This is a genomic window from Streptomyces sp. NPDC059455, from assembly GCF_042750115.1.
GTDB classification, from domain to species: domain Bacteria; phylum Actinomycetota; class Actinomycetes; order Streptomycetales; family Streptomycetaceae; genus Streptomyces; species Streptomyces endocoffeicus.
The window spans coordinates 54,462-65,086 of sequence record NZ_JBHYVB010000043.1 but is presented as its reverse complement, the minus strand read 5'-3'; the positions used below and the strand labels follow the sequence as shown (position 1 = coordinate 65,086).

The window sequence follows — 10,625 nt, the reverse complement described above, 5'->3', positions numbered from 1 at the left end:
GCCTCGCCTTCCAGCCCCTCCAGGGGGCACCTCCCAGCGGTAGCTGGGGGAGATTGAGGAGCGGGGTCTGGGGCGGAGCCCCAGTTGAGGGAAGGGGCGGGAGGGGAACAGCGCGCCGCAGGCGCCAAGATCCGCCGGACACCCCCACGGTGCCGCTGACGCCTAGGCGTTCACGCCTAGGCGTTCACGGCCGACCGGACGGAGTCGGTCCCGGGGAGGATGACGGCACCCCCCGGGACCGGCTCGCCTACGTGCCGACCGGCCGCGCGGACGGTGCGTGCCAGGCGGCGAGGACGGCGTCCGCCGCGGCATGCAGATCCCGGGCGGGCACGCCGTCGCACACCTGCGTGGAAACGCCGAGCAGGAAGCCGTGGATCATGGATGTGAAGCCGTCCACGTCGGTTTCTTCGGCGAGTTCTCCCGTCGCGACGCCACGGACGACGCACTCTCTGATCCGTGCCCGGTCCAGCGCACGGCGCGCCGCCACTGTCCGGCGCACCGCGGCTTCGTCGTCCCCGGGGGCCCGGACGGTACCCGACAGGGCCACGAGGCAGCCGCGCGGATGGGAGGTGTCGGTCTGCATGTCGATGGATCCGTGCAGCATCCGGGCGATGGCCTCGCGCGGGCTCAGAGCTTCGTCGCCGACGATGTCGGTGACGCGGCCCGGCCCGGCGAGGTAGTGCTCCACCGCCCGCTCGAACAGCCCTTGTTTCGAGTCGAACGCACCGTAGAGGCTTGCCGAGGACAGGCCGGTGGCCTCCCGGAGCTGGGCCATCGATGTCGCTTCATAGCCCTGCTCCCAGAACAGCCGCATCGCGGCTTCCAGGACGCCCTCGATGACGAAGGCGCGGGGGCGGCCGGCGGGGGACACGGCGTACCTCCTCCATAAAGGAACGATCAGTCCAGTTTACTCGAAGCGTCTGTCGCGTCGTTCCAGGGGCGCCAGCGGCCGGAGCCGTCGACGGTTCCCAACTGCTGGTCGGCGAAGTGGACACCGAAGCCGTAGACCCCGTCCCGAGCCAGGTAGTCCACGAGCCGGCGCCGCGACCGTTCGGCCTGGTTCCGGTCGGTGTCGAGAACGACTTCCCAGTCCGGGTGCTGGACCTGGACCGGTGAGTGCATGGCGTCGCCGAAGGCCACGACCTCCCGGCCGTCGCCGGTGTCGAGGATCCAGGCGGTGTGCCCGGGGGTGTGCCCGGGAAGGGACCACGCGCGGACGCCGTCCGCGATCTCGGTCCCGTCGGCCACGACCACGGTGCGTTCGTCCTGGCCGGCCAGTATCGGGCCGGTCCCGGGCGGGGCGCTCTCCAGCTCGCCCTTGCCGACCATCCAGCGCGCTTTCGTGAAGAGGCTCCGCGGATCCTCGACCGCGTCGGGCCGGGCCCACCCGGTGTGGTCACCGTGGAAGTGGGTGAAGGCCACCGTCTCCAGCTCGGCCGGGTCCACGCCGAGGGTCGCCAGCGACTCGGGCAGGTCCCGCACATGGCCGAAGGCGTGCTGGAAGTGCTCCAGTTCCTCGCCCGATATGCGGCCATGCCCGGCGTCGATGAGCAGGCGGGTGCTGCACCGCTCGACGAGCAGCGCCCCGCATCCCATGGGCAGATGGCCCGCCTCGGTCATGTGCGCGCGGTGCGCGTGCCAGTCCTCCTCGGCGGAGGCCGGGTAGACCCGGGTCGGGATCATGTCGACGCCCGCGTCCGGAACGTAGCTCAAGGTGAGTTCGCCCAGGGTGCGTATCCAGATGGCGGGGAGCCGGAATCCCGAGTCGCCGCCGCCCTCGACGCTTTTGGTCATGGTGTACCGCTCATGCGTTGCCACGGGGTCGCGCCTTTCGTGTTCGGGTGTGCCGTACGTGGTGGTGGGTGGTCCGCTCAGGGGGCTCGCGTGGGGCTCGCCTCGGCATGGACGTCCGGCTCCGGCGCGGACTCGGTGGATCTCAGGCACAACCGGCCTCCTCACGGCACGGGCTCACACGGCTCGCGCCTGCCGGGTGCCGCACGGCCGCCGACGGGGCGGCCGGAGACGGGACGGTCGCCGACGGGACAGCCGAAGACGGGACAGCCGGCGGTTCGGCGGGGCTGGGGTGGACCAGCTCCAGAATCCAGACGCCGGCCCCGGCCAGTGCGATGACCAGGCCGAGCGCGCTCACGCCCAGCCACCCCACGAGCGGGTACAGCGCCGCGGTGAGCGCCGAGGCGACGGTGGCCCCGGCGAACGCGGACACCATGAGGGCCGTCGTCACGCGGCTCCGAGCGTGCGGGACCCGGCGGTAGATCGCGCTCTGGTGGCTGATCAACAGGGCCTGCTGGGCGAGGTTGAGCGCGATGATGCCGACGGTCAGCGCGATCAGGCCGCTCGGCCCGCCCACACCGGCGACGGCGAGCACGGGCCAGCTGGCCGCCAGCAGGACCAGTCCGCCCGTGGTCACCCGACGGCCGTGTCCGCGGTCGGCGAGCCGGCCGGCCTTCGCCGCCGCGGCGGCTCCGACGACCCCGGCCAGACCGAACAGGCCGATGACGGCGGGGCCGAACTCGTACGGCGGGCCGGCCAGCAGGAACGACGACGCGGTCCACAGGACGGTGAAGCAGCCCATGCCGACCGCCGCCAGGGCCATCCGCCTGCGCAGCAGCGATTCGCCACGCACCAGCGCCGGCACCGACCGCAGCAGCTCGGGATAGGTGCTGCTCTCCGACCGCGGGACGGGGTGCAGGACCAGGCGCAGGATGACCGCCAGGGCCGCCATCAGGACCGCGGCGAAGACGAACACCAGCTGCCAGTCCCCGATCTGGGCGAGCACCCCGGCGACGGTACGCGCGATCATGATCCCGATCAGCAGTCCGCTCATCACCGTGCCCACCGCCGACCCGCGCTGGTGGTCCGGCGCCAGCGACGCGGCCATGGGCACCACGATCTGCGCCACCGCGGAGGTCGCCCCGATCACCGCGATCGCGGCGAGCAGCAGCCCGAGCGACGGGGACGCCGCCGCGCCGAGGAGCGCGAGTGCGCTCAGGCCCAGCAGCACGGTCACCAGACGGCGCCGTTCCAGTACGTCGCCCAGGGGTACCAGCAGCGCCAGCGAGAGCGCGTAGCCGATCTGCGAGACGGTGATCACCAGGCCGCCGGCTCCCTGGGACACCCCGAGCGCCCGCGATATGACGGGCAGCAATGGCTGGGCGTAGTAGATGTTCGCCACCGCCGCGCCGCACACCACGGCCAGCAGTAGCACCGTCGCCCGGCTCAGGGTCGGAGGGCCGGTACCGGGCCCGTCTGCGGGCGCTGTGCGAGGGCGAGTCGCACCGCCCGCGACGAATTGTGGATCGTTCATGCCGCAATCCGTACTCCGGCATCACGCGAACGTCAATGAATTACGGATCGAACAATCCAAATGTGGGACAGCTCACCTCTTCCACCGGTCTTTCACCGAAAAAGGTCCAGGTGCCGGCGACTCACATCTCCTCGGCCAGCGCCGCGTCGAGGGCCGCCGTCAGTCGCCGGACCCTCGCCTGGAGATCCACCGCCTCCTCCAGGCCGAGGCCGCTGGCCTCGATCGCCGCCAGGGGTACGCCCTGGGCGCGCCCCTTCAGCGCCGCCCCCTCCGCCGTGAGCCGGACCGTCACCGAGCGCTCGTCGTGCGCGCTGCGCTCGCGCTGGACGAGTCCGGCCGACTGCATCCGCTTGAGCAGCGGGGAAAGGGTGCCGGAATCCAGCCGCAGGTACTCCCCCAGCCGCTTGACCGGCATCTCCCCGTACTCCCAGAGCACCAGCATGGCCAGGTACTGCGGATAGGTCAGCCCCGTGTCGCGCAGCACCCGGCGGTAGAGGCTGTCGAAGGCGCGGGAGGCGGCGTGCAGGGTGAAGCAGAGCTGCCGATCGAGCCGGAGCAGTTCGTCGGAGGGCCGCGACTCGGGGGCGGTCTCGCGGTCGGCCTCGCGGTCGGTGCCGCGGTCGGTGCCGTGGTCAGCAGCGCTGTCGGTGGTGCGGTCGGACTGGTGTGACATGCCTCCAGCGTACCCTTTAGTTGTGCACAACTTAATTGTGTGATCTACTTCTGCCCGGAGGCGGGGCACCCCGAGCCCCCACCTCCCTCCGACTGCCGGAACACGAAAGGGATGGTCTTCATGGACGCGCTCTACACCGCGGTGGCCACGGCCAACGGACGCGACGGCCGGGCCGTGAGCTCCGACGGACAGCTCGACCTGCCGCTGGCCATGCCGCCCGCCCTCGGCGGCAACGGCAAGGGCACCAACCCCGAGCAGCTGTTCGCCGCGGGCTACGCCGCCTGCTTCGCGTCCGCGCTCGGCCTCGTCGGCCGCCAGGCCAAGGTCGACACCAAGGACATCTCCGTCACCGCCGAGGTCGGCATCGGCAAGGACGCGGCGGACGACGGCTTCGGGCTCAAGGTGACGCTGCGCGTCGAGCTGCCGGACGAGCTGGAGAACGAGACCGGCCGCAAGCTGGTCGAGCAGGCGCACCAGGTGTGCCCGTACTCCAAGGCGACGCGGGGCAACATCGAGGTCGAGCTCATCGCCGAGTAACGGGTAACGGGTAACGGGTAACGGGTAACGGATCCTCCGACGGGCGACGCGCCCTGCTCGTACGGACCGAGGCAGGGCGCGCCATGCATGACGGAGGTGTCAGTCGTCCGACGCACACGTCGTCGGCGTGGCGTGTTCCGGATCGAGGGCGTTGACGACCTCATGGAAGGCCAGACCGTCGGTCAGCCCGATGGTCACGTGCTCGGAGATGTCGGTCGCGCACAGGTCCTGGATCACCACGTTCTTGACGTTCGGACCGGACAGGAACTGCGCCCGGTAGGGCGTGGCGACCTCGTCGTACTTGGTCGAGATGACGGTGTAGCGCACTCCGGGGACGGTGTCGCCGCCCTCGTTGAGGCGCCGCAGGAAGTCCGAGCCGACCACCTGGTCCATCAGCCCCGGAGCGCCCTTGGCGATGATGTCGCCGGCTCCGGGGAAGTAGTCCAGCAGCTTCGTCAGCCCGGACAGGGTGGTTCCGTGGTTGGTGGGGGCGATGCCGACCAGGGCGTTCACCTTCGGGGCGCCACCGAGGAACTTGAGGTAGTAGCGGGGCATCATCCCGCCCTGCGAATGCCCGACCATGTCGACCTTGGCGGCGCCGGTGGCGGCGAGCACCCGGTCCACATAGGCGGACAGCTGCTTGGCCGACTGGTCGATCGGCCCCAGGCCGTGGAACAGCGGGACGAGGGGCAGTTGGCCGTAGTCGAGGGAGAAGACGCAGTAACCGCGCTGGACCAGGTAGGGGGCGAAGCCCAGCCAGTTGTCGACGGAGTTGCCGAAGGTGCCGTGCACCAGGACGACGGGGCGGGGGTGTTGGGCCGATGGCTTGCAGGAGTAGTCGTTCCAGCCGCTGCTCACCGCCTCCGACGCGGTGTCCGTGGCGAGCGCGGCGGTGGGGGTGGCCGCGGTCGCCGCGACCGCGAGGGCCAGGGCGGGTAGTAAGGTGCGGGTCTTGGTCTTCCGGATTCGCCGGATACGCCTCCAGGGCAGCATCACATGAACTCCTCGCTGGTGGGGGAGAGAGTCGCGCTGACGGTGCGCTTGCGCTGCGCCTGCGATCCGGATCACAAGAGTGGTGCGCTCACTCGAAATTACGCGCGAGTAGCAAAGCCATCCAGCCATTCGTCAGTGAAGGAACGTTTACACGCTTTTCACGGGACGTCCAGGAATGCGCCGGGTTACGCGAAGTGGGGAAAACCAGTGGGACTGGTGGGACCTGCGGCTTACGCGACGTCGAGAAACTTACGCCACGTCGAGAAACCCGGCGGGCCGGACCGCGGAGACGCCGAAGCGGGCGCGGGCCCGGTCGGCGGCGGCCTCCAGCCGACGTGACTTCTCATCCGCGGGGTCGAACGTCAGCTGGTGGGAGGCGAGTCCGGCGTCCGTCAGCCCCTCGACGCGCAGCGCCACGGACCGCACCCGGGCCCGCTGCAGCCCGAGCGCGTCATGCAGCGCGTACGCGGCGGCGGTCAGCGCCGGGGTGTGGGCGGTCGGCTCGGTCAGGGTGCGGGTGCGGGTGGTCGTGGAGCGGTCGGCGTAACGGACGGTGAGACTGATCGCGGCGGCCACCTGCCCACCCGTCCGCAGTCGGACACCGAGCCCGTCGGCGAGGGTGAGCAGCGCGCGGCGACGGCGGACGGGGTCCAACTCGTCGCGGCGGAAGCGGTGTTCGGCGCCCATCGCACGGGCGGGGGCGTTCGGGGTGACCGGCGCCGGGTCGATACCGCGCGCCCAGGCGTGGACACGGCGCGCGGTCGCCGCGCCGAGGATCCGCTGGAGGGTGGACAGCGGCGCGGCGGCGATCCGCGCGGCGCTGTCCAGCCCGTACGCGCTCAGGGCGCGCGCGGTCGCGGGCCCCACCCCGGGCAGGGCGATGGGCGGCTTACGGGCCAGGAACGCGGCGACGGCGTCCGGATCGCCGGGAACGGTACGGACGGCCCCGGCCGTACGCCCGGACCGACCGCCCCCGGGAGCGCCGGACTCCTGAGCGCCCCGAGCCCCCTGGGCTTCGTGGGCTTCGTGGGCGGCCATGCGCGCGAGCAGGGGGTTGGCGGCGACGCCGACGGTGCAGTCCACGCCGTACCGGGCCAGCGCCCGGACCCGTACGATCTCGGCCAGCCCCGCCGCGTCCCGCCCGAAGTACCGCAGCGCGCCCCGCACATCCGCGAGCGCGGCGTCGGGCGGCAGCGCCTCGACGACGGGCGTCAGCTCGCCGAGCAGGGTGAGCAGCCCCTGGTAGACGTCCTCCCCGGGCGCGGGGTGGAACCGCACGTACAGCACATGCGGCACCTCGCCCGCCCGCTCCGGGCCCACGGCCCGGCCGCCGCCCGGCAGGGCCATGTCCATCAGGCGGGTCGGGAAGGGGTGCTGGTCGGCGGTCATCCCGCGCTCCCCGGGCTGGAGTGCCACAGTTTGCGGCCGGTGGCGGCCTGGTCGCCCGCGGGCCGGAGGTCGGCCCAGGGGTGCATGGCGTAGCCGGTGGGCATCTCGATGCGGCGGCCGGAGTCCGCTTCGGCCGTCTCCGGGCCCGCCCCCGCCAGTTCGGCGGCGACCGCCCCGAGGCCGCCCTCCTTCCTGAGCTGGGCCAGTTCGGCGAGGTTCCACACCGCCGAGCCGACGATGCTGAGGCTGCGCGGGCCGCGCCGCTGGACCACGCCGCGGACGAGCAGCAGCCAGGAGTGGAAGACGGTGTGCGCGCACGCCGCGTGGCTGTCGTCGAAGAAGGCGCAGTCGACCAGCCCCGTACCGTCGTCGAGCGTGGTGAAGATGACCCGGCGCCCGGAGCGGATCGGCGGGGTCTGGGTGGCGGCCTTGGCGCCGGCGACGAGCACGACCTCCCCGTGCGGCGCGTCGCGCAGCCGCTTCGCGGGGATCGCGCCCAGCTCCTCCAGGAAGTCCCGGTGGTCGCCCATCAGATGGCGGGAGACGTCCATACCGAGGATGCCGAGTTCGGCGCCGAGGCGTTCGTCCGCGTCGAGGTCGGGGAGCCCGGCGGGGGCGGCGGGGCCGGTTTCGGCCAGCGGAAGCTGGCCCTCCGCGTTGCGCCGGGCGGCGCCCCGCTGCTGCCGGTGCAGCTCGGCGATCCGCAGCAGCAGATCGCGGCGGCTCGCGCCGAACGCGTCCAACGCGCCGACCTGGGCCAGCCGTTCGGCGACCGGCCGCCCGGGGTGGGCGCGCAGCCACAGGTCCTGGAGCGAGGAGTATGGCTGTCCGGCCGCGATCCGCTCGGTCTCGGCCTCGCTGATGCCGTGGACGTCGCTCAACGCCAGCCGGATACCGGCGTCCGCTTTGCGACGGCTGTCACGCTTATCACGGCTGTCACGCTTATCACGGCTGTCATGCTTATCACGGTCGTGATATTTATTACTTCCGTCACGAGAATCGCCAGACGTCAGTTCGATTCGATAGGTGGCCCCCGACCGGTTCACATCCAGCGGCAGGATCGGCACCCCGCGCCGCCGCGCGTCCGCCAGCAGCAGCCGCTTCGGGTACATCCCGGGGTCATGGGTGAGCAGCCCGGCGTAGAAGGCGGCCGGATGGTGCGCCTTGAGCCAGGCGGACTGATACGTCGGGACCGCGAAGGCGACGGCATGTGCCTTGCAGAAGCCGTACGAGCCGAACGCCTCGACGATCTTCCAGGTGCGCGTCAGCACCTCCGGCGCGTAGCCCCGCTTCTCCGCCTCCGCGTGGAACCAGGCCCGCACCCGCCCCTGCCGCTCGGGGTCGGACAGCGCGCGCCGCGCCTCGTCGGCGAGGTCCCTTTCACATCCGGTCATGATCGACACGATCTTGATGATCTGCTCATGGAAGACCACGACCCCGTATGTCTCGCGCAGCGCGTCCTCCAGGTCCGGATGCGGATAGCGCGGGGGCTTGCGGCCGTGCCGGGCGTCGATGAAGGGCCGGACCATGTCGGCGGCGACCGGACCGGGCCGGAAAAGCGATATGTCGACCACGAGATCGTGGAAGGAGGTGGGCTGCAGCCGACCGAGCAGATCGCGCTGACCGGGCGATTCGATCTGGAAGCAGCCGAGGGTCTCGGTGGAGCGGATCAGGTCGTAGGTGGCCGAATCGCCGGGCCGCACCTGTTCGGGGTCGTCGATGTCCACGACACGCCCGGTGGCCCGCCGGATCTCCGCGACCGCGTGCGCCATCGCGGACTGCATCCGCACCCCGAGGACATCCAGCTTGAGCAGTCCGAGCTCCTCCACGTCGTCCTTGTCGAACTGCGACATGGGGAAGCCCTCGCCGCTGGTCGGCACGATGGGCGTACGGGCCAGCAGCCCGGCGTCCGAGAGCAGCACTCCGCAGGGGTGCATGGCGATGCCACGGGGCAGCCCGTCGAGCGCCTCGACCAGCTCCCAGAACCTGCCGAAACGTTCCTGCTCGACGGTCGCCTCCCGTAGCTCCCGCAGCTCGGGCAGTTCCGCGAGCGCCGCGCGGGCATCGCGGGCGCGGATGTGCGGGAAGGACTTGGCGAGCCGGTCCACCTCGGCCGGGTCCATGCCGAGCGCCGCGCCCACGTCCCGTACGGCGTGGCGCACCCGGTAGGTCTCGGGCATCGAGACGGTCGCGACCCGCTCCGCCCCGAACCGCTCGAAGATCGCGCGATAGACGTCGAGCCGGCGCGCCGACTCCACATCGATGTCGATATCGGGCAGCGCGGCGCGCCGCACCGACAGGAAGCGCTCCATCAGCAGGCCGTTGGCCACGGGGTCGGCATGGGCGATGCCCAGCAGATGGTTGACGAACGATCCGGCGCCGGAGCCCCGGGCGGCCACCCGGATGCCCAGCTCCCGGGTGTCGTCGACGACCTGCGCGACGGTGAGGAAGTACGAGGCGAAGCCGAGCCGTTCGATGGTGCGCAACTCGTCCTCCAGCCGCTCCCAGCGCGCCCGGTCGCGGTCGTACCCCCGCAGCACCATCGCGGCGGCGCAGCGCGACCGCAGCACCCGCTCGGCGCTCCGCCGCCCGGCCCCGACCAGCCGGGGCTCGGGGAAGTGGACGCTGCCCAGGCCGATGTGGTCCTCGGGGTCGACCAGACACCCGGCGGCGGTGCGCCGGGTCTCCTCCAGCAGCCGGTGCGCGGCGTCCCGCCGCATCCCCGCCGCCTCCACGATCCGCTCGGCCGCCTTCGCCATGTCCCGGGGGCCCTTGAGCCAGCGCTCGCCGCTGTCGAGCGCCCCGGGGGTACGCGGGTCGATGGGGACCAGCCGGCGGGCCGAGTCCAGAACGTCGGCGACCGGCCCCTCCCCCGGATCGGCGTAGCGGACGGCGTTGCTCAGCACGGCCGGGACGCCCTGCTCGGCGGCGAAGCCGACGGTACGGGCGGCGAGCCGCAGCGAGCCCGGTCCGGTGCCGGTGCGGCCGTGCCATACGGCCTCCAGCCGCAGCGCGGCGCCGAAGAGTTCACGCCAGGGGGCGATCAGCCGGGCGGCCCGGTCGGGGCGCCCGGCGGCCAGGGCCCGGCCGACGTCGGAGTCCGGGCCGAGCAGCACGGTCAGCGGGGCGAGCGCGCCGGGGTCGCTCACCAGATCGCGCCAGTGCAGCAGGGGCGGGCCAGCGCCGTTCGTCCGGGCGGTTCCGGGGTGGGCGAGCCCCGCGTGGGCGGCGGAGACCAGCCCGCACAGCGCGGCCCACCCGGGCGCGCCGTCCCGGGCGAGGAAGACCGCCCGGGGCGTGGACTCGTCGATGAACGCCCCGCCGCGCACCGGCGTACGGCGTCGGGCGGTGCGCCCCGGCTCCGGGGCCTCCATCCGTACGGCGAGGTCCACCCCGAACAGCGGCCGCACCCCCGCGCGCTCACACGCCCGGGCGAACCGCACCGCTCCGGCGAGGCTGTCGCGGTCGGTCAGCGCGATCGCGTCCATGCCGCGCTCGGCGGCACGCTGCGCCAGCCGCTCCGGGTGCGCGGCCCCGTACCGCATGGAGAACCCGGACGCGGTGTGCAGATGCGTGAAGCCTGGCATCCGCACCTCCCGCTGCTCACACCCCCTGACCGACCCCGCATGTCCCACGCCCCACCATAACCCCATTCTCGAACACGCGTGCGAGTCGGTTTCGATGACACTTCCCTCTCCACCATAAGCA

8 protein-coding genes are annotated in these 10,625 nt (G+C 72.3%); 1 reads left to right on the top strand and 7 read right to left on the bottom strand.

Annotated features, from left to right (window positions below):
- Window positions 1-247: 247 nt before the first annotated feature.
- The 4 genes from ACFXB5_RS17950 to ACFXB5_RS17935 all read right to left on the bottom strand — a co-directional run bounded on the left by ACFXB5_RS17950 (window position 248) and on the right by ACFXB5_RS17935 (window position 3,998).
- On the bottom strand, window positions 248-871 hold the full coding sequence (locus ACFXB5_RS17950) for a TetR/AcrR family transcriptional regulator (RefSeq protein WP_385208565.1): 624 nt from the start codon (window positions 869-871) through the stop codon (window positions 248-250).
- Window positions 872-897: 26 nt separating this feature from the next.
- A complete protein-coding gene (locus ACFXB5_RS17945) occupies window positions 898-1,794 on the bottom strand; it encodes an MBL fold metallo-hydrolase (protein ID WP_385208562.1) in 897 nt (298 codons plus the stop codon).
- Between the two features lie 142 nt (window positions 1,795-1,936).
- Window positions 1,937-3,325, bottom strand: a complete 1,389-nt coding sequence (locus tag ACFXB5_RS17940; protein WP_385208559.1) for an MFS transporter — start codon at window positions 3,323-3,325, stop codon at window positions 1,937-1,939.
- Window positions 3,326-3,446: 121 nt separating this feature from the next.
- Complete coding sequence (locus ACFXB5_RS17935) at window positions 3,447-3,998, bottom strand: MarR family winged helix-turn-helix transcriptional regulator (RefSeq protein ID WP_385208555.1); 552 nt, start codon at window positions 3,996-3,998, stop codon at window positions 3,447-3,449.
- A gap of 120 nt (window positions 3,999-4,118) precedes the next feature.
- Here ACFXB5_RS17935 and ACFXB5_RS17930 point away from each other — a divergent pair, with 120 nt between their 5' ends.
- Window positions 4,119-4,535 carry an organic hydroperoxide resistance protein gene (locus ACFXB5_RS17930; RefSeq protein WP_385208552.1) on the top strand — a complete coding sequence of 139 codons (417 nt, stop codon included), beginning with the start codon at window positions 4,119-4,121 and terminating at the stop codon, window positions 4,533-4,535.
- 99 nt (window positions 4,536-4,634) lie between these two features.
- Here ACFXB5_RS17930 and ACFXB5_RS17925 read toward each other — a convergent pair whose 3' ends face one another.
- The 3 genes from ACFXB5_RS17925 to ACFXB5_RS17915 all read right to left on the bottom strand — a co-directional run bounded on the left by ACFXB5_RS17925 (window position 4,635) and on the right by ACFXB5_RS17915 (window position 10,504).
- Window positions 4,635-5,528 carry an esterase/lipase family protein gene (locus ACFXB5_RS17925; RefSeq protein ID WP_385208549.1) on the bottom strand — a complete coding sequence of 298 codons (894 nt, stop codon included), beginning with the start codon at window positions 5,526-5,528 and terminating at the stop codon, window positions 4,635-4,637.
- 249 nt (window positions 5,529-5,777) lie between these two features.
- Window positions 5,778-6,875 carry a helix-hairpin-helix domain-containing protein gene (locus tag ACFXB5_RS17920; protein WP_385208583.1) on the bottom strand — a complete coding sequence of 366 codons (1,098 nt, stop codon included), beginning with the start codon at window positions 6,873-6,875 and terminating at the stop codon, window positions 5,778-5,780.
- Window positions 6,876-6,913: 38 nt separating this feature from the next.
- Window positions 6,914-10,504 carry a DNA polymerase III subunit alpha gene (locus ACFXB5_RS17915; RefSeq protein WP_385208546.1) on the bottom strand — a complete coding sequence of 1,197 codons (3,591 nt, stop codon included), beginning with the start codon at window positions 10,502-10,504 and terminating at the stop codon, window positions 6,914-6,916.
- Window positions 10,505-10,625 lie beyond the last annotated feature (121 nt).

Bases quoted from the DNA above. Each gene is read 5' to 3' on its own strand.
- ACFXB5_RS17930 (WP_385208552.1), top strand. From the start codon at position 4,119: ATGGACGCGCTCTACACCGCGGTGGCCACGGCCAACGGACGCGACGGC.
- ACFXB5_RS17935 (WP_385208555.1), bottom strand. From the start codon at position 3,998: ATGTCACACCAGTCCGACCGCACCACCGACAGCGCTGCTGACCACGGC.
- ACFXB5_RS17920 (WP_385208583.1), bottom strand. From the start codon at position 6,875: ATGGCCCTGCCGGGCGGCGGCCGGGCCGTGGGCCCGGAGCGGGCGGGC.
- ACFXB5_RS17945 (WP_385208562.1), bottom strand. From the start codon at position 1,794: ATGACCAAAAGCGTCGAGGGCGGCGGCGACTCGGGATTCCGGCTCCCC.
- ACFXB5_RS17940 (WP_385208559.1), bottom strand. From the start codon at position 3,325: ATGAACGATCCACAATTCGTCGCGGGCGGTGCGACTCGCCCTCGCACA.
- ACFXB5_RS17925 (WP_385208549.1), bottom strand. From the start codon at position 5,528: ATGCTGCCCTGGAGGCGTATCCGGCGAATCCGGAAGACCAAGACCCGC.
- ACFXB5_RS17915 (WP_385208546.1), bottom strand. From the start codon at position 10,504: ATGCCAGGCTTCACGCATCTGCACACCGCGTCCGGGTTCTCCATGCGG.